The sequence below is a fragment of the Streptomyces barringtoniae genome (assembly GCF_020819595.1).
Lineage (GTDB): Bacteria > Actinomycetota > Actinomycetes > Streptomycetales > Streptomycetaceae > Streptomyces > Streptomyces barringtoniae.
The window spans coordinates 188,557-207,714 of sequence record NZ_JAJHNP010000017.1; the positions used below are offsets into that span (position 1 = coordinate 188,557).

A 19,158-nucleotide genomic window follows, 5' to 3' on the forward strand; every position below is an offset into this window, starting at 1 on the left:
CATGACCTCCCGCACCCCCGGTGACCCGACGAGCGGCGTGAGCCCGGTGCTCACGGCGCTGGTCGCGCGTATGCGGGACGCGGGGATCGCGCCCGGGGTCGAGGAACTGGCGGATGCGCTGTGGCTGGCGCGGTGGCTTCCGGGACCGGCGCAGCGCTCAAGGACCGCGGCCGGTCCGCCCCTTGCCCAGGAGCCGTCCGCCGGCACGGGCACGCAGGCCCCGCGACCGGTGCCGTCGGTGCGCCCGCGTGCGGGCGGCGAGGAGCCCGCACAGCCCGACGGCGCCCGCCTGTTCGCCCCGGGCCCGGGCGGTGACGGCACCGGGACCCGGATGACCCCGGTCCGCGTCCCGGCCGCACCGGCGCTGCCTGAACCCCTCGCCCTGCAAAGGGGGTTACGGCCCCTCCAGCGCTACCGCGCGCCCGTACGACCGGTGCCGCGCACCCTCGACGAGCAGGCCACCGCCGAACGCGCCGCCGAGTCCGGGCTCGTCCTGCCCGTCCTGCGCACCGACCGGCGCCGGGAGGCACGTCTGCTGCTCCTGATGGACGTCTCCACCTCGACGGTCGTCTGGCAGCAGGCCCTCGACGAACTCCGCCAGGTCTGCGCCCGCGCCGGCGCCTTCCGCGAGGTGCAGATGCGCTACCTGCACGAGGCGCCCGGCGGGCTGCCCGGCTGTGCGGCCACCCCGCAGCCGGGTGCCGCGCTCTCCGCGCCGGAGCAGCTCAGCGATCCGACGGGCCGGCGTGTCACGCTGGTCCTCAGCGACTGCGCCGGGCCCATGTGGCGCAACGGCCGGGTGCAGCGGCTGCTGCACCACTGGGCGGCCACGGCGCCCGTGGCCGTCGTACAGCCGTTGCCGCAGCGGATGTGGCTGCGGACTCATCTGCCCGCCCGGCGCGGGATGTTGCACCGCAGTGAGGGCCCTGCCGGGTCGCTTCGGTTCCGGCCCGACCGGGGGCCCGTGGAGGCCGGGGCGCTGCCGGTGCCCGTGCTGGCGCTGCGGCGGGAATCGGTGGAGGGCTGGGCGCGGCTGGTGTCCGGCGCCACGGGGCAGTCGCTGGCCGCCGCGGCCGGGTGGGTGCGGGCCGACCACCCGGCCTCCGGGGCGCCCTTGCGGGCGGCGCAGGAGCGCGGCGCGGAGGAGCGTGTGCGCGGGTTCTGGCGCCGGGCGTCCTCCGAGGCGCGGCGGCTGGCGGTGTATCTGTCGGCGGTACCGCTGTATCTGCCGGTGATGCAGCTCGTGCAGCACGCGATGCTGGCCGGGAGCGGGCCGGACGTCCTGGCCGAGGTGCTGTTGAGCGGCCTGCTGCGGCGGCAGGAGGACGCGGACGACGCGCGGGGCGTGCGGTACTACTTCCTGCCCGGCGTCGCCTCCGAGCTGCGGTCGCGGCTGACCGTCGAGGAGGTGGAACTGCTCTTCAAACACTGCTCCGAGTACGTGGAGCGGAAGTTCGGGCGCAGTGCGCGGAACTTCCCCGCGCTGGCCGGGGCGTTTCTGCGGGGAGCGGTACCGCCGGACGGGGAGCTGCCGGCCGTCTCGGGGGAGCGGGAACCGGCAGGGCTGAGGGCGTTCGCCGAGGTCTCGGCGGCGGTGCTGCGGGATCTGGGCGCGCGGTTGCCGCCGCTGCCGGTGGCCGTGGCGGCCGGGCAGACGCCCGTGGACCTGCTGGAGCTGGGGCGGCGGGCGCTGGCCCGGTTCCACGAGGAGGGCCTCACCCGGGAACTCGACGCGGCGGTGGGGTACTTCGGAGTGGCGGCGACCGAAGCCCGCTCGGACACCGAGCGGGTCAGCGCCCATGAGGACCTGGCCGACGCGCTGCTCACCCGGTGGCGGGTGCGGCGCGTGGGGGACGACCTCAGGGAGGCGTGGGAGGCGGTCGAGGACACTTCGTCCCTCTCCGGGCGACTCGTCCGGGGGCTGGTGTGCTGGACGCAGGCGCAGGAGGTCCGGTACGCGGGGGTCGACTTCGACGGCATTCCGGACAGCCTGCGGGAGTGGGCTCGCCAGGAGCCGCGGCGGGCCGAGGAGCGGGCTCTGCGCGTGTTGCTGTACGTGGCCGAGGCGAGCCTCGCGGCCGTCGTGGACGCGAGGGACGCGCCTTCGGAGCGACGCAAGATCGCTGCCGAGGTGCTGACGGACGTGCGGCGCGAGATGGCGGAGCTGGGACCGGACGAAGGGATCGACGCCGAGTTCTGGTACGTCTGTCACCTGGAGCGGGCCGGCGACGCGGTGGAGGTGTGGCTCGGGGGCCCGGACGGGCTGGTCGTACGGGGGCGGCTGTGGCTGGACCTGGCCCGGCAGTATGCGGGCCAGGGGCCGGTCGCCAGGCCGGCACCCGACCGGTGGCGTGCCGAGTACTGTGCCGCGCGGGCCGGTGACGACCTCGTCGAGGCGGCCGGCAGAGAGACCGCCCTGCCGGACGCGGAGCGCTGCCGGATCTGGCTGGACGCGGCGGCCGCCATCGAGATCGAGCAGCCCCCACGCGACGACGGCCGGGAGCGGCGGACGCTGGTGTACGCGGTGGAAGAGGCCCTGCGGGCCGCGGGCGACGACGAGGCGCTCAGATACAAGTGCCACGCGTGGGCCGCGAGGATCTACAGTGACCGCTACGCTCACTCCGCGGACCGCACCCAGCTGGACCGCGCCATCGACGCGTGGTCGGAGGCCCTGTCGCTGCTCGGCGAGGACGACCCCAGGCGCCCGCGGGTGCTGACCGGCCTCGGCCTGGCGCTGTCGGTCCGCTGGCATGGGTCGGAAGAGGCCCAGGACGCCTTCAGGAGCGTCGACCATCTGCGCGAGGCCGTCGACCTGTCCCCGCCGGACGATCCCCAGCTGCCCGTGCGGCGCCGGAGTCTGGCCGACGCGTACATCATGCGCTACCGCCTGACCCGCGTGCTGACCGAGCTGTACGAGGCCGACTGGCTGCTCGGCGAGGCCGTTCGCGGTGCCGAGGGCCCGGTGCTGCTCACCCAGTGCTGGAACAGCCGCGCGAACCTGTCCCTGGAGCTGTACGAGCGCACCGGGGCGGTCGTGCACCTGCACACGGCGATCGACCGCTACAGCAAGGCCGTCGCATACGCCGAGGAGGCGGGCGACGACGAACTGCTGGCCTTGGCCCTCATGGGGCGAGGCCTGGCACGCGAGCGGCAGGGCAGGCCCAACACGGCCGGAAGCGACTACGCACGTGCTCAAGGTCTGACCAGCCGCGCGAGCACCGGCGACATCCGCCGGCGCCCCTCCCGCCTGTCCCCCGAAACGGCCGACGAGTGACCCTTCCCACCGACGACACCTGCATACCTCTCCCGGAGATCGCCCCGCCCGACCACACCGACCACCCGGTACTGGCCGCGATCCTCGCCGAACTCCGGGCACGAGAGGGGGAGTCCACCGTCGTCGCCCACTACGAGGACGCGCCATGACGACCCACCCGGCATGGCCGTACGACACCCTGGACACCCGCGCCCACGAGCCCGTCCCGTTCCGGCAGTTCGTACTGAAGGTGCACGGGCGCTGCAACCTCGACTGCACCTACTGCTACCTCTACCAGGGCCCCGACCACGGCTGGCGCGAGCGCCCGCGGAGCACCTCCGCCCGCACCATGCGCCGCACGGCGGCCCGTATCGCCGAGCACGTCCGCACCCACCGCCTCGACGCCATCCGCATCGAACTCCACGGCGGCGAACCCCTCCTCACCGGCCCCGACCCGGTCCTCGCCTACGCCGACGCGGTACGCGGAGCCGTCGACTGCCAGGTCACCGCCACCGTCCAGACGAACGGCACGCGGCTGACGCCCAGGACGCTCGACCGCCTCGCCGACGCCGGCATCCGGGTCGGCCTCAGCCTCGACGGCGGCCGCCGCGCGCACAACGCCCGCCGCATCGACCACGCCGGCCGCCCCGCCTGGCCCGCCGCCCGCGCGGCGGCCCTACGGCTTGCCGAGCGCCCGGAGTCGTACGCCGGAATCCTCTGCACGATCGACCCGACCGCCGATCCGCTCGACGTCTACGGCTCCCTGGTCCGACTGCGCCCGCCGGGCATCGACTTCCTCCTCCCGCACGCCAACTGGGACACACACGGCCGGTCCCCGGGCAGGCACCGCCCCGCGCCCACCCCCTACGGGGACTGGCTCGCCACCGTCTTCGACGCCTGGTGGGGCGGGCGGCACCCCGAAGTGCCCACCCGCGTCCGCCTGTTCCAGGAGGTTGCCGCCCTGCTCCTCGGCGCTCCCAGCCGCGCCGAGGCCGTAGGACTGTCGCCCATGGCGGCCGTCGTCGTGGAGACGGACGGTGCCATCGAGCAGGTCGACGCGCTCAGGTCGGCGTACGCGGGCGCCTCCGAGACCGGGCTGAACGTCCACCGGCACTCCTTCGACGACGCCCTGCGCCACCCGGGCATCGCCGCACGCCAGTTGGGCGCCCGAGCCCTGGCCGCCGAATGCCTGGGCTGTCCCGTGGGGAAGGTGTGCGGAGGCGGGAACTACGTGCACCGGTACGCTCCTGGGACAGGGTTCCGGCACCCCAGTGTCTACTGCGCCGATCTGGAGCGGCTCATCCGGCACGTCGCGCACCGCCTGGAGCGCACGACCGCACCGATGACCTGACCGGGAACATGCTCAACACACCACCTCTGAAGCTGATTTGACGCACAATTGAATGGCCTGTGCACACTCGTGACCAGGTTCAGTCGAGGGGAACGGCAAGATGGCGGCGGAACTCGGACACGTCACGGTGGTGTTCGCCGGACAGAGCGAGTCCTGGGCCAAGTGGATCGACCACCAGATCCGGGCCGCGGGACGGGGCACCACGCTGGTCAGGTGGAACCCGCTGCGCCGACCGCCGTCCGCCGAGGCGTTCGCCGACCTCCTGAGCGCGCCGGGGCGCGTGCTGCTGGTGATCGACGACTGGCACGAGCGGCTCGGCACCGAGCGGTTCGAGGCCTGGGCCGAGGCCCTGCGGCAGGTGCTGCCGGTGTACCAGGACCGCATCGCCGCCGTGAGCATCACCGCCCGGCCCATGCCGGAGGCCGTCATCGCCCTGGCCCCCGTCGAACTGCGCGGCCTGAGGCCGGAGATCGCGCGCAGCCGCGTTCTGGAGTGCGCGGGCATCCCGGCCCCGGGCACCCTGATCGACCTGTGCCGCGGCCCCCGCTTCCCCGACGACCCGCCGGACGTGTGGCAGGTCCCGCGCCGCAACCGCCGTTTCATCGGCCGCACCGAACTGCTGGAGAAGGTCTACGGCGCCTTCTCCGCCGCCGGGGCCGACGGCGCCGCCGTGGCGCTGCTCGGCCCCGGCGGCTTCGGGAAGACGCAGCTGGCACTGGAGTACGCCCACCGGTTCGCCGGCGAGTACGACATCGTGTGGTGGGTCAGCGCCGGCCAGCGTGTCACCGCCCGCCAGCAGTTCGCCGAGCTCGCGACCGCGCTGGAACTGCAGGACGCCGGTGATCTCGCGGCCACCATCACCGCCGTACGGCGGGAACTCGACCGCACCCGGCGACCCTGGCTGCTCGTCCTGGACGGCGCCGGGGACCCCGAGCGGCTGGTCGACCTGCTGCCCGAGGGGCGCGGACACGTCCTGATCACCACGCACCGCAGCGAGTGGGGCGCCCACGCCGAGAACATCGCCGTGCCCGTCTTCGAGCGCGGCGAGAGCGTCGCCTTCGCCTCGCGGCGCACACAAAGGCTCAGCGACACCCAGGCCGCACGCCTCGCCGAGGCCGTCGAGGACATGCCGCTGCTGCTCGACCAGACGGCCGCCTGGCTGGACATCAACCCGACCGTGCCGGTCGACGACTACATCCGGGACATCCGCGACGGCCGCCCGGACCGCTTCGGCGTGATGCCCTCCGGCCAGTACCCGGAGAGCTTCGAGGTCGCCTGGGCCAAGCTCGTCAACACCCTGCGCGAGGGCTCCGAGTCCGCCTGGCAGCTGCTCAACCTGCTCGTGTGCTTCTCGCACGACGTGGTGCCGGTACGGCTGCTGCAGACGGCCCGGCACGGCGACCTGCCCGCCGAACTGGCCGACCTGATCTCCGAGCCCAGCAGCTGGAACACCGCGCTGCGCCGGCTGTCGGAGATCACCTCCATGCGCATCGAGTACGAACCCGGCCCGCGGATGGACACCCAGACCATCGGCACCCTGCGCATGCACCGCCTCTTCCACCGCTTCGTCCGCTCCATCCAGTCGCCCGCCGACGCCGAGCGCTATTCCGCGGCCGCCCGCAAGGTCCTCGTCTCCGCCGACCCCCGCGACTCCTCCTCGGCCGGCAACTGGGCCCGCTACGCCGCCCTCATCCCGCACCTGGAACCGTCCGGCGCCCTGGAGTCGGCCGACGACGACGCCCGGGAACTCGTCCTGAACTGCATCGAATACCTGCGGATGCGCGGCGAGTACCACGACGGCTGGTGGCTCAGCCGCACGGCCGTCAAGCACTGGCGGGCCACCTCCGGCGACACCGACCGCTCCGTGCTGGTCGCCCTCCACCAGCTCGCCAACATGCTGCGCCGCCTCGGCAGGTACGAGGAGGCGAAGACGATCGGCCAGGACACCCTCGGGCGCCTGGTGCGCGCCGAGGACGTACGGCCCATCGAGCTCATCCGCGCCAAGGACGGCCTCGGCGGCACCCTCATGGCGCTCGGCCGGTACGCCGAGGCCCGAGCCCTGTTCGAGGAGGCCGCCACGACCGCCGCCGCGGAACTCGGCGGGGAGCAGGTGCCGCGCACCCTCACCATCCGCAGCAACCTCGCCGTCGCCGTCGGCCTCCAGGGCCGCTACGCCGAGTCCCTGGCCCTGCACCGCAAGGTGTTCGAGGCCCGGCTGGACATCCTCGGCGGCCGCGACGCTCTCACCCTCAACTCCGCGCTGCGCACCGCCTGGATGCTGCGCCTGCTCGGCAACTACCGGGAGGCGCTGGCCATCCAGGGCCACAACTCCCGGGTGCACAGCCAGGTACTGGACCGCACCCACAGCCAGACCCTGCTCGCCGAGCACAACCTCGCCCTGTGCGCCCGCCGCGTCGGCGATCTGCAGTTCGCGCACGCCATGCTGCGCGGGGTCCGGGAGAAGCTGATCCGCCGACGCGGCCCGCTGCACCCGGAGACGCTGATGGTGTCCTGCGACTACGCGATGCTGCTGCGCGACCTGGAGCGCACCGAGGAGGCCCGGGACCTGGCCGAGGCCACCGCCACCCACTACGCCGCCCAGCTCGGCGAACGTCACCCGTACGCGATCGGCGCGCGGGACAACGTGGCGACCGTCATGCGGGACCTGGGCGAGCACCGGGTGGCGCTGGAGCTGTCCCGGCAGGCCGCGCATCAGATGCGGCGGGCGGTCGGCAGGGACCACCCGTGGGCCATCGGCTGCGCCAAGAACGAGGTCGCCGCGCTGGCCGCCGTGGGACGGACCGACGAGGCGGCGGTACTGGGCCGGGAGGCGGCCGACCGGTCCGCGCGGGTGCTGGGCGACGCGCACGTCCTCACCATCAGCCTGCGGGCAGGCCTCGCGCTCGACCTGGCCGAGCTGGGAGAGCGCGAGGAGTCCGAGGCCCTGCACCAGGACGCGGTGACCCGCCTCACCTCACTCCTCGGCGCCGACCACCCCCACACCCGCCACATACTCGAGCGCCACCGCCCCTACTGGGACTTCGAGCCCCAGCCGATCTGATCGCCCGGCGGAAGGCCCCTCCGGGCAGGAGAAGGGCCCGGCCCCGAGTCACTGTGAACTCGGGGCCGGGCCCTTTTCGGCTGAACCGCCCAAGGCTTACGCCTCGAAGACCTCACGCACCAGCTGCTCCTGCTCGGCCTGGTGGCGCTTGGCGGAACCCACTGCCGGGGACGAGGAGTGCGGGCGCGAGATGCGCCGCAGGCGCTCGCCGTGCGGGACGTCCGCGCCGACCGCCAGGTCCAGGTGGTCGATCAGGTTGAGCGCGATGAACGGCCAGGCACCCTGGTTCGCCGGCTCCTCCTGCGCCCACAGGTACTTCTCGGCGTTCGGGTACTTCTTGATCTCCGCCTGGAGCTCGGCACCCGGCAGCGGGTACAGGCGCTCGATGCGGATGATCGCGGTGTCCGTGACGCCGCGCTTGACCCGCTCGGCCTCCAGGTCGTAGTACAGCTTGCCGGCCACGAAGACGACCTTGCGGACCGCGGCCGGGTCCACCGTCGCGTCGCCGATGACGGGGCGGAACTGACCCGACGTGAACTCCTCCGTCTTCGACGCGGCGGCCTTCAGACGCAGCATCGACTTCGGGGTGAACACCACCAGCGGCTTGTGGTGCGGGTTGTGCACCTGCCACCGCAGGAGGTGGAAGTAGTTCGACGGGAGGGTCGGCATGGCGACCGTCATGTTGTTCTGGGCGCAGAGCTGGAGGAAGCGCTCGACGCGGGCCGAGGAGTGGTCCGGGCCCTGGCCCTCGTAGCCGTGGGGGAGCAGGAGCGTCACGCCGCTCATCTGGCCCCACTTCTGCTCGGCCGCCGAGATGTACTCGTCGACCACCGTCTGCGCGCCGTTGACGAAGTCGCCGAACTGCGCCTCCCACATCACGAGCGCGTCGGGGCGGGCCAGCGAGTAGCCGTACTCGAAGCCCATGACCGCGTACTCGGACAGCAGGGAGTTGTAGACGTTGTAGCGCGCCTGGTCCTCGGAGAGGTACTGCAGGGGGGTGCGCTCCTCGCCCGTCTCACGGTCGATCAGCACCGCGTGGCGCTGGCCGAAGGTGCCCCGCTGGGAGTCCTGCCCGGACAGGCGGACCGGGGTGCCCTCCAGCAGGAGGGAGCCGACGGCGAGGGTCTCGCCCATGCCCCAGTCGATCGTGCCCTCCTCGACCATCGTCGCCCGGCGCTGCAGCTGCGGCAGCAGACGCGGGTGCACGTGGAAGGAGTCGGGGATGTTGACCTGGGACTCGGCGATCCGCTTGACGACCTCCGCGGAGATCGCGGTCGGGACCGCGACCGGGAAGCCGTCCTGCGGCGCCTGGACGTCGACGACGGCCGGCTGGGACGTGGCCTCGCGGACCTCGGTGAAGACCTTCTCCAGCTGGCCCTGGTAGTCCTGCAGGGCCTGCTCGGCCTCTTCCAGGGTGATGTCGCCGCGACCGATCAGGGACTCGGTGTAGAGCTTGCGCACCGAGCGCTTCTTGTCGATCAGGTCGTACATCAGCGGCTGGGTGAAGGCCGGGTTGTCCGACTCGTTGTGACCGCGGCGGCGGTAGCAGATGAGGTCGATCACCACGTCCTTGTTGAACGCCTGGCGGAACTCGAAGGCGAGCCGCGCCACGCGGACGACGGCCTCGGGGTCGTCGCCGTTGACGTGGAAGATCGGGGCCTCGATCATGCGGGCCACGTCCGTCGCGTACATGGAGGAACGCGAGGACTCGGGGGCCGCGGTGAAGCCGACCTGGTTGTTGATGACGATGTGGACCGTGCCGCCGGTGCGGTAGCCGCGCAGCTGCGACATGTTCAGGGTCTCGGCCACCACGCCCTGGCCCGCGAAGGCCGCGTCGCCGTGGATCGCCACGGGCAGGACCGTGAAGTCCGTACCGCCCTTGTTGATGATGTCCTGCTTGGCCCGGGTGATGCCCTCGATGACCGGGTCGACCGTCTCCAGGTGGGACGGGTTCGCGGCGAGCGAGACCTTGATCTGCTCGCCGTCCAGGCCGGTGAAGGTGCCCTCGGCGCCCAGGTGGTACTTCACGTCGCCGGAGCCGTGCATCGACTTCGGGTCGAGGTTGCCCTCGAACTCGCGGAAGATCTGCGCGTACGACTTGCCGACGATGTTCGCCAGGACGTTCAGGCGGCCGCGGTGGGCCATGCCGATGACGACCTCGTCCAGGCGGGACTCGGCGGCGGAGTCGATCACCGCGTCGAGCAGCGGGATGACGGACTCGCCGCCCTCCAGCGAGAAGCGCTTCTGGCCGACGTACTTCGTCTGCAGGAAGGTCTCGAAGGCCTCCGCCGCGTTCAGGCGGCGCAGGATGCGCAGCTGCTCCTCGCGCTCCGGCTTGGAGTGGCCGCGCTCGACCCGGTCCTGGATCCACTTGCGCTGCTTGGGGTCCTGGATGTGCATGAACTCGATGCCGGTGGTGCGGCAGTACGAGTCGCGCAGCACGCCGAGGATGTCGCGCAGCTTCATCATCGACTTGCCGGCGAAGCCGCCGACGGCGAACTCGCGCTCCAGGTCCCACAGGGTGAGGCCGTGCTCGACGATGTCCAGGTCGGGGTGCTTGCGCTGGCGGTACTCCAGCGGGTCGGTGTCGGCCATGACGTGACCGCGGACCCGGTAGGAGTGGATCAGCTCGAAGACGCGGGCGGCCTTGGTGACGTCGTCGTCGTGGCTGGCGTCGATGTCCCTCAGCCAGCGGACCGGCTCGTAGGGGATGCGCAGCGACTCGAAGATGTCGTCGTAGAAGCCGTTCTCGCCGAGCAGCAGGTTCGCGACCTGGCGCAGGAACTCGCCGGAGGCGGCGCCCTGGATCACCCGGTGGTCGTAGGTCGACGTGAGCGTCATGACCTTCGAGATGCCGAGCTTGTTCAGGGTGTCCTGGCTGGTGCCCTGGAACTCCGCCGGGTAGTCCATGGAGCCGACGCCCATGATCACCGACTGGCCGGGCATCAGACGCGGGACGGAGTGGACGGTGCCGAGGCCGCCGGGGTTGGTCAGGGAGACCGTGACACCGGTGAAGTCGTCCATCGTCAGCTTGCCGTCACGGGCGCGGCGGACGATGTCCTCGTAGGCCTGCCAGAACTCGAAGAAGTTCAGCGTCTCGGCCTTCTTGATGGCCGCGACGACCAGCTGGCGGTCGCCGTTGGGCTTCACCAGGTCGATGGCCAGGCCGAGGTTGACGTGCGGCGGCTTGACGAGGGTCGGCTTGCCGTCCTTCTCGCCGAAGGACCAGTTCATCGACGGCATGGCCTTGATGGCCTGCACCATCGCGTACCCGATCAGGTGCGTGAAGGAGATCTTCCCGCCCCGGGCGCGCTTGAGGTGGTTGTTGATGACGATCCGGTTGTCGAACAGCAGCTTCACCGGGACCGCGCGGACCGAGGTGGCGGTCGGCAGCTCCAGCGAGGCGTTCATGTTCTTGGCGACCGCGGCGGCCGGGCCGCGCAGCGTGATCAGCTCCGGGCCCGCCGGGGCCTCGGGGGCCTTCGCGGCGGGAGCGGCCTTCGGCTTCGGCTGAGCGGGCGCCTGTGCGGGCTGCGCCGGCTTGGCCGGGGCGGGGGCCGCGGCACTCGCCGCGGGGGCTGCGGGAGCCGGCGCCGGAGCGGCGGCGGGCTTCGGAGCCGCCGGAGCCGGCGCGGGCTGGGCCTTCGGAACCGTGGTGGTGGTCTCTGCGGCCCCCGCGGCCGCAGTACCCGCCGCAGCCGGGGTGACAGGAGCACCCGGCTTGTAATCGGCGAAGAAGTCCCACCAGGCGCGGTCTACCGAATTCGGGTCCTGGAGGTACTGCTGATAGATCTCGTCGACGAGCCACTCGTTCGGACCGAACGCGGCAGCGGGGTTCTTCCCGGCTTGGTCGTCGGTCGAGACGCTCGGGTTACTGGGGGACTGTGGCGACACGGCGGCAACCGCCCTCTTCCGCTTCACAAGGTGATGGACAGCGGGAATAAAGGCTACGCCTCCACGGCCGGGAAGGTCAGGTCGAGCAAGGTCATCGTCGCGTAAGTCACATCGGAAATCTCGTTTCAGGGCTTGATATGGCGGGAAACAAGCGTGGTTCCGCAGGTGGGAGGATGCACCGGCCCCGGCCCGGCGCTTCTTCGTTCGACCGATCGCGCGGGCCTGCTCCTGATCACACGTGTCCAGCTGCACGGAAAGGGCGCGGACGCTCGTGGATCTTGTGCTTCCGGTTCGAACCCTACGTCAACCAGGAACGGAAGACGGTCCCGGAAGGGTGACGATGATCCGGCAGCCCCGCTCGGATTCGGCCACACCGATCCGGCCGCCGTGCAGATCCACCGCCCAGCGGGCGATCGCCAGGCCGAGCCCCGTGCCGCCGTCGCTGCCCGGCCCGTGCGGCCGGGTCACCGCGCCCCGGTTGAACCGCTCGAACACCCGGTGCCACTCCGACCGGGGGATTCCGGGGCCCTCGTCCAGGACCTCCAGCTCCAGCGACTCCGGCCGCGGACCGCGGCGCGCCCTCACCGTCACCCGGCCGTGCGGCGGGCTGTGCTTGACCGCGTTGTCGATCAGGTTGGCGACGACCTGGTGGATGCGCTCGGGATCCGCGTGCGCGGTCAGCTCCGGCGGGGAGACGTCCAGGTGCAGATGGACGTCGGTGCGCGTGTGGCTGCCGGAGCCGGAGGCGATGCCCGCGCGTGCCGAGGCCACCATGTTGGCCTCCTTCAGCACGCCCGAGAGGTACGGCCACACCTCGAAGCGCCGCGTCTTCAGCGGTACGACGCCGTTGTCGAGCCGGGACAGGTCCAGCAAGGTTTCCACGAGCCGGCCGAGCCGCTCGGTCTGCTTCAGGGCCGTCCGCATGGTCTCCGGGTCGGCCTCGGTGACCCCGTCGACGATGTTCTCCAGCACCGCGCGCAAGCCCGCGATGGGGGTGCGCAGCTCGTGGGAGACGTTCGCGACCAGCTCCTTGCGCTGGCGGTCCTGGGCCTCCAGCTCGTCCGCCATGACGTTGATCGTCCGGGCCAGGTCGCCCAGCTCGTCCCGGCGGCCCTCGCTGACCCGGCGGGTGTAGTCACCCTCGGAGATCGACCGTGCCACCGTGTTCATCTCGTCCAGCGGCATGGTGAGCGAATGCGCCACGAACTGCGTGATCAGCAGGGTGGCGATCATGGAGAAGACCGTGATGAAGCGCAGCTCGGTCTTGGTGTGCACCGCGATCATCGACAGACCGGTGGTGATCAGCACCGAGATGACGACGAGCGCGCCCAGCTTGGTCTTGATCGAGAACGGGCGTACGCCGCCCCAGGGATCCTCCCCGGGGCCTCTGCGCGCGGCCTGACGCCCGTCGGTGCTCATGGCGTGGGCGTCTCCAGCGCGTACCCGACGCCGTGCACCGTACGGATCCGCTCGGCGCCGATCTTCCGGCGCAGCGCCTTGATGTGGCTGTCGACCGTACGGGTGCCGGAGGCGTCCGCCCAGTCCCACACCTCGGCCAGCAGCTGCTCCCGGGAGAGCACCGCGCGCGGGGTGTTCGCCAGGCACACCAGCAGGTCGAACTCGGTGGGCGTGAGGTGGACGTCCTCGGACTTCACCCGCACCCGGCGCTGTGCGTGGTCGATCTCCAGCTCGCCGAGGCGCAGGATGCCGGAGCGCGGGGTGGCCGCGGCCAGCGCCGCCCGCTCCACCCGGCGCAGCAGCACGTGCACGCGTGCGGCCAGCTCCCGCATCGAGAACGGCTTGGTCATGTAGTCGTCCGCGCCGACCCCGAGACCGACCAGCATGTCCGTCTCGTCGTCGCGCGCGGTCAGCATCAGCACCGGCACGGGGCGCTGCGCCTGCACCCGCCGGCAGACCTCCAGGCCGTCGAAGCCCGGCAGCATGATGTCGAGGATCAGCAGGTCGGGCTGCCAGGCCTCGGCCGTGTCGACGGCGGCCGGGCCGTCCGACGCGGTCTGTACGAGAAATCCCTCGGCGCGCAGCCGGGCCGCGATGGCGTCGACGATCGTCGGGTCGTCCTCGACGACCAGCACCCGGCGCTGTGCGCCCTGGGTGCTCGTCGCCGCGCTGCTCTGGGAGGTGTGTGTCTGCTCCATCGCCCGCCCCTGCTTGTTGCTTTCCGGAACCAGTGGGGTGATCCCATGTCTGCGATTGACGCTTGAATGATCCGCGTCACGGCAGCACATTACGGGGATACACCGCGCTGTCGCTATCCAGGGCGTACGCCGAGGTGCACGGCGTCCGGAACGCCCCGGGCAACGGGCACCTCTTCGGTACGCACCTGCTGGAACCCGGCATTCCGCAAGGTACCTTCAAATTCCGGAGACGGTTCGGCCGACCACACCGCGAGCACCCCGCCGGGGCTCAACACCCTTGCGCAGGCGGCGAGTCCGGCCGGTGAGTAGAGGCTGCGGTTGCCGTCCGTGACCGTCCAGCCGGGACCGTTGTCGATGTCCAGGCAGAGCGCGTCGTACGTGTCGGATGTCTCATTGACGAACGCCAGGAGATCGTCCTGCACGATCTCGGTGCGCGGATCGCCGAGCGCCGTCGCGGACACCTCCGCCAGCGGACCCTCCCGGTGCCAGTCGATGACGGCGGGCTCGCGCTCCACGACGGTGATCCGCCCCCACCCGGGGTCGGCCGCGGCATGTGCGAGTGAGAATCCCACGCCCAGCCCGCCGATCAGCACCTTCGGCTCCGGCCGCCCGTCCAGCGCCCGGTGCGCGGCGTCGACCAGCAGCCGCTCCGAGCGGCCGTCGGAGGTGTCCATCAGGAAGCAGCCGTTGGCGATGATCTGCAACAGCGCCCCGTGCCGGCGCAGCACCACCTCGCCGTACGGGCCGTCGCGTCGGTCGAGGACCACGGGGGAGTCGTGCACGGCAGTCATGCCCCCATCTTCCTTGAACACACCTTGACCTTCACGGGAATTAGGGATGTCGCACTGACGTGCACCCTTTCGGTGCGGGGCGCGGACGCAGCCGGAACGTAGGAGGTTGCTGTGAATCGGCTCTCGCGTGGCGTCGGTCATAGACAGCGGCCCCCGCAAGCCGAAGGGTTGGGGCACGACGGAAGGAGTGCCACAGCGTGGAACGGACCGCGACGGGCCCTGCGGCGGCCGCGTCCCCGCCCCTTGCGGGCGCGCCCCTCCCGGACGGCATCGCCGCCGTCCCGGTGCCCGCGATCGCGGACCTGCTGGACGGCGTGCCACGCCAGCGGCACGCCACGCCCCTCGCCCCCGCTCCCGGACCCGCCTCCGTCGACCGGCGTCCGACCGCACCGCTGCCGCTGTCGCTCCCGCTTCCGCGGCTGTGGCGTCTGCTGCCCACGCCCGCCGGCACCCCGTTCACCTTCGCCTACACGGCCGTCCTGGCGGTCACCTCCGTGTTCGCGGCCCTGGCCGACCCCGCCCTGGTGCACGCCCTCTACCAGGACTCCAGCACCGACGTGGCCCACCTGGTGCGCACGCCCGCACTGGTGCTGCTGGCGAGCGCGCTGTGGATCGCGGGCGGCGTCCTGTCGCCGTACGCGCTCGCGTTCGTGCTGGTGCTCACCGCGCTGGAGCGGCGGACAGGGGGTGCGCGTGCGGCCTGCGTCTTCCTCGCGGGCCACGTCCTGGCCACGCTCGCCACCGAGATCCCCGTGGGCCTCGCCGTCCTGGTCGGCCACCTGCCGCCCACCTCGCTGCACCGCCTCGACTACGGCATCAGCTTCGGCGTCGCGGCCAGCATCGGCGCCCTCTCCGGTCTGCTGAGCCCCTGGCTGCGCTGGCCCCTGCTCGCCGTGACAGCCGCCGAGCTCCTCGGCGACCTGATCGCCTTCGAGGACCCGATGACGAACTGGGGCCACCTGATCGCGCTGACGATAGGTGTGGCGAGCTGGCCCTTGGTGCGCCGGTGGCAGAAGGCGCCCCGCTAGGGACGCAGGGAACCGGCGTCCCCTCGGGCGAACTTGGTGGCACCCCCTTGGGTGAACTTGACGGCACCCCTTGGGCGAGCTTGATCGCTGAGAGCGAACAAACAAGGGGAACACCAGCCCGTCCCCAACGGTTGAGTCGGCATAACTCAACTTGACTGCCGAAGGGGAGATCATGGCTACTGAGTCACCGGCGTTCACGCTCGTCCTGCCCGTGCTGCCTCTCGACGACGAGGTCGTGCTGCCCGGCATGGTGGTCCCGCTGGACCTGAGCGACGCCGAGGTACGGGCCGCGGTGGAGGCCGCACAGGCCGCCGCCCGGTCGGAACCGGGCAAGCCCAGGGTGCTGCTGGTGCCCCGTATCGACGGCACGTACGCGAAGACCGGTGTGCTGGGCACGGTCGAGCAGGTCGGCCGGCTGGCCGACGGTGACCCGGGGGCTCTGATCCGCGGCCGGAGCCGCGTGCGCATCGGCGCCGGCACCACCGGTCCCGGCGCGGCCCTGTGGGTCGAGGGCGCCCGCGTCGACGAGAGCGTGCCGGACCCGCTGCCGGGCCAGGTCGCCGACCTCGTCAAGGAGTACAAGGCGCTCGCCACCAGCTGGCTGAAGAAGCGCGGTGCCTGGCAGGTCGTGGACCGCGTCCAGGCCATCGACGACGTCTCCGCGCTCGCCGACAACTCCGGCTACTCGCCGTTCCTCGCCATCGAACAGAAGGTCGAACTGCTGGAGACCGCCGACCCGGTGGCCCGGCTGAAGCTCGCCACCAGGCAACTCCGCGACCACCTCGCCGAGCAGGACGTGGCCGAGACCATCGCCAAGGACGTCCAGGAGGGCGTCGACAAGCAGCAGCGCGAGTTCCTGCTGCGCCGCCAGCTGGAGGCCGTCCGCAAGGAACTGCGCGAGCTGAACGGCGAGCAGGGCGGCGAGGAGTCCGACGACTACCGCGCCCGCGTCGAGGCCGCCGACCTGCCGGAGAAGGTCCGCGAGGCCGCGCTCAAGGAGGTCGACAAGCTGGAGCGGTCCAGCGACCAGTCCCCCGAGGGCTCCTGGATCCGCACCTGGCTGGACACCGTCCTGGAGATGCCGTGGAACGAACGGACCGAGGACGCGTACGACATCCAGGGCGCCAAGGCGGTCCTGGACGCCGAGCACGCGGGCCTGGAGGACGTGAAGGAGCGCATCACCGAGTACCTCGCGGTGCGCAAGCGGCGCGGCGAGCGCGGGCTCGGCGTCATCGGCGGCCGGCGCGGCGGTGCCGTACTGGCCCTGGTGGGCCCGCCCGGCGTCGGCAAGACCAGCCTCGGTGAGTCGGTCGCGCACGCCATGGGCCGCAAGTTCGTCCGCGTCGCCCTCGGCGGCGTCCGCGACGAGGCCGAGGTCCGCGGCCACCGCCGTACCTACGTCGGCGCCCTGCCCGGCCGCATCGTGCGGGCCGTCAAGGAGGCCGGGTCCATGAACCCGGTGGTCCTGCTGGACGAGATCGACAAGGTGGGCTCCGACTTCCGCGGCGACCCGGCCGCGGCCCTGCTCGAAGTCCTGGACCCGGCGCAGAACCACACCTTCCGGGACCACTACCTGGAGGTCGAACTCGACCTGTCGGACGTGGTGTTCCTGGCCACCGCCAACGTCCTGGAGGCCATCCCGGAGGCGCTCGCCGACCGCATGGAGATCGTCCGCCTGGACGGCTACACCGAGGACGAGAAGGTCGTCATCGCCCGCGACCACCTGCTCCCGCGCCAGCTGGAGCGGGCGGGACTGAGCACGGACGAGGTCACGATCGACGAGAGCGCCCTGCGCAAGCTGGCCGGCGAGTACACCCGCGAGGCGGGCGTGCGCACCCTGGAGCGCTCGATCGCACGGCTGCTGCGCAAGGTCGCGGCCCAGCACGAACTCGGCGTACGGGAGCTGCCGTTCACCGTGACGGACGCCGACCTGCGCGACCTGGTCGGGCGCCCGCACCACGTGCCCGAGTCCGCCCAGGACCCCGCCGAGCGCCGTACGTCCGTCCCCGGCGTGGCGACGGGTCTCGCGGTCACCGGCGCGGGCGGCGACGTGCTCTACGTGGAGGCCTCCCTGGCCGACCCGGAGACGGGCGCCGCGGGTCTGACCCTGACCGGTCAGCTCGGTGACGTGATGAAGGAGTCGGCGCAGATCGCGCTGAGCTTCCTGCGCAGCCACGGCGCCGAACTCGAGCTGCCCGTGGCCGACTTGAAGGACCGGGGCGTGCACATCCACTTCCCGGCGGGCGCGGTCCCGAAGGACGGCCCGAGCGCCGGCATCACGATGACGACGGCCCTGGCGTCCCTGCTCTCCGGCCGCCTGGTCCGCACGGACGTCGCCATGACCGGCGAGGTCTCGCTGACCGGCCGGGTGCTGCCCATCGGCGGCGTGAAGCAGAAGCTGCTCGCCGCCCACCGCGCCGGGGTGACCACCGTGATCATCCCCAGGCGCAACGAACCCGACCTGGACGACGTCCCGGCCGAGGTGCTGGACAAGCTCGATGTCCACACCGTGACCGACGTCCGCCAGGTCCTGGAACTGGCACTCGCGCCCGCGGTGGACGGCGCGACGCCGGAGGTTCCCGTGGCGGCGTGACGGACGCCATGGGATGAGTGAGGGCCCGGGTCCCGTGAGGGAGGCCCGGGCCTTCGCCATGTGCGCGTGCGGGGATCGTCGTACCGCGCCCATACCGGGATGGGTCGATAGAATTCAGGCGTGAGCTGGCCCCCCAAGAGCCCCTCCGGTCTGATCGGGGCCGAGATCGCGGGCTACAAGGTGGAGCGAGAACTCGGTCGCGGGGGCATGGCCGTCGTCTACCGTGCCAGGGACCTGCGCCTCGGCCGGACGGTCGCCCTCAAGCTGCTCGCCCCCGAGTACACCAGGAACGACGCCTTCCGCCGCCGTTTCGCCCAGGAGTCCCGGGTGGCCGCCGCCATCGACCATCCCAACATCGTCCCCGTCTTCGAGGCCGGCGAGTTCGACGGGCTGCTCTACATCGCCATGTGCTACGTCTCCGGGCAGGACCTGCGCGCCCTGATCGACAGCGAGGTCCGGCTGCCGGTGCCGGTCGCGCTGCGCATAACGGCCCAGCTGGCCTCCGCCCTGGACGCGGCCCACGCGCGCGAGCTGGTGCACCGGGACGTCAAGCCCGGGAACGTCCTGATCGCCAAGGTCGTCGACAGCGACCACCCCGAGCATGTCTATCTCACCGACTTCGGACTGGCGAAGAAGTCGCTGTCGCTCACCGGGTTCACCACCGCCGGCGAGTTCGTCGGCACCCTCGACTACGTGGCGCCCGAGCGGATCGCCGGGCGCCCGGTGGACGGCCGGGCCGACCTGTACAGCCTGGCCTGTGTGGTCCACGAGATGCTCGTGGGCGTCCCGCCCTTCCAGCGGGAGGACCACCTGGAACTGCTGTGGGCCCACCAGTACGACCCGCCGCCCCCGCTCAGCAAGGAGCGTCCGGACGTCCCGGCCGCCGTCGACGACGTGCTGGCGAAGGCCCTGGCGAAGGCCCCGGGCGACCGTCACGGCACCTGTCTGGAGTTCGTCGCGGCCCTGCGCTGTGCCCTCGCCGAATGCTCCGCCCCGCAGCGCCGTACGCCCACGCTGGTCGATGTCCACGC

11 protein-coding genes are annotated in these 19,158 nt (G+C 71.9%); 7 read left to right on the forward strand and 4 right to left on the reverse strand.

Annotated elements, in window-relative coordinates:
* The first annotated feature begins 1 nt into the window (after position 1).
* The 4 genes from LMU33_RS28460 (at position 2) to fxsT (ending at position 7,665) form a co-directional block, all read left to right on the forward strand.
* Complete coding sequence (locus LMU33_RS28460; protein WP_228623467.1) at positions 2 to 3,274, forward strand: SAV_2336 N-terminal domain-related protein; 3,273 nt, start codon at positions 2 to 4, stop codon at positions 3,272 to 3,274.
* Positions 3,271 to 3,423: a hypothetical protein gene (locus tag LMU33_RS28465; RefSeq protein WP_228623468.1), complete on the forward strand. Its 153-nt coding sequence runs from the start codon at positions 3,271 to 3,273 to the stop codon at positions 3,421 to 3,423. Before LMU33_RS28460 ends, LMU33_RS28465 begins: the two co-directional genes overlap by 4 nt.
* Positions 3,420 to 4,604: an FxsB family cyclophane-forming radical SAM/SPASM peptide maturase gene (locus tag LMU33_RS28470; protein ID WP_228623469.1), complete on the forward strand. Its 1,185-nt coding sequence runs from the start codon at positions 3,420 to 3,422 to the stop codon at positions 4,602 to 4,604. The genes LMU33_RS28465 and LMU33_RS28470 overlap by 4 nt, the downstream gene beginning before the upstream one ends.
* A gap of 100 nt (positions 4,605 to 4,704) precedes the next feature.
* Positions 4,705 to 7,665, forward strand: a complete 2,961-nt coding sequence (fxsT, locus tag LMU33_RS28475) for an FxSxx-COOH system tetratricopeptide repeat protein (RefSeq protein ID WP_228623470.1) — start codon at positions 4,705 to 4,707, stop codon at positions 7,663 to 7,665.
* A gap of 96 nt (positions 7,666 to 7,761) precedes the next feature.
* Here fxsT and LMU33_RS28480 read toward each other — a convergent pair whose 3' ends face one another.
* The 4 genes from LMU33_RS28480 to LMU33_RS28495 all read right to left on the reverse strand — a co-directional run bounded on the left by LMU33_RS28480 (position 7,762) and on the right by LMU33_RS28495 (position 14,506).
* Complete coding sequence (locus tag LMU33_RS28480) at positions 7,762 to 11,559, reverse strand: multifunctional oxoglutarate decarboxylase/oxoglutarate dehydrogenase thiamine pyrophosphate-binding subunit/dihydrolipoyllysine-residue succinyltransferase subunit (RefSeq protein WP_228623471.1); 3,798 nt, start codon at positions 11,557 to 11,559, stop codon at positions 7,762 to 7,764.
* Between the two features lie 303 nt (positions 11,560 to 11,862).
* Positions 11,863 to 12,978, reverse strand: coding sequence for a HAMP domain-containing sensor histidine kinase (locus LMU33_RS28485; RefSeq protein ID WP_228623472.1), 1,116 nt, complete (start codon positions 12,976 to 12,978; stop codon positions 11,863 to 11,865).
* Complete coding sequence (locus LMU33_RS28490; protein ID WP_228623473.1) at positions 12,975 to 13,715, reverse strand: response regulator transcription factor; 741 nt, start codon at positions 13,713 to 13,715, stop codon at positions 12,975 to 12,977. Before LMU33_RS28490 ends, LMU33_RS28485 begins: the two co-directional genes overlap by 4 nt.
* Before the next feature lie 113 nt (positions 13,716 to 13,828).
* Entirely contained in the window at positions 13,829 to 14,506 is a 678-nt protein-coding gene (locus tag LMU33_RS28495; RefSeq protein ID WP_228623474.1) for a spermine/spermidine synthase domain-containing protein, read from the reverse strand.
* Positions 14,507 to 14,703: 197 nt separating this feature from the next.
* On the opposite strand from LMU33_RS28495, the gene LMU33_RS28500 reads away from it, so the two are divergent.
* From LMU33_RS28500 to LMU33_RS28510, 3 genes are all read left to right on the forward strand, one after another.
* Entirely contained in the window at positions 14,704 to 15,534 is an 831-nt protein-coding gene (locus tag LMU33_RS28500; RefSeq protein WP_228623475.1) for a rhomboid-like protein, read from the forward strand.
* A gap of 172 nt (positions 15,535 to 15,706) precedes the next feature.
* Positions 15,707 to 18,127, forward strand: coding sequence for an endopeptidase La (gene lon, locus LMU33_RS28505; RefSeq protein WP_228623476.1), 2,421 nt, complete (start codon positions 15,707 to 15,709; stop codon positions 18,125 to 18,127).
* A 120-nt stretch (positions 18,128 to 18,247) separates the two neighbouring features.
* Positions 18,248 to 19,158, forward strand: a 911-nt coding sequence (locus LMU33_RS28510; protein ID WP_228623477.1) for a serine/threonine-protein kinase, incomplete at its 3' end; no start/stop codon positions are given.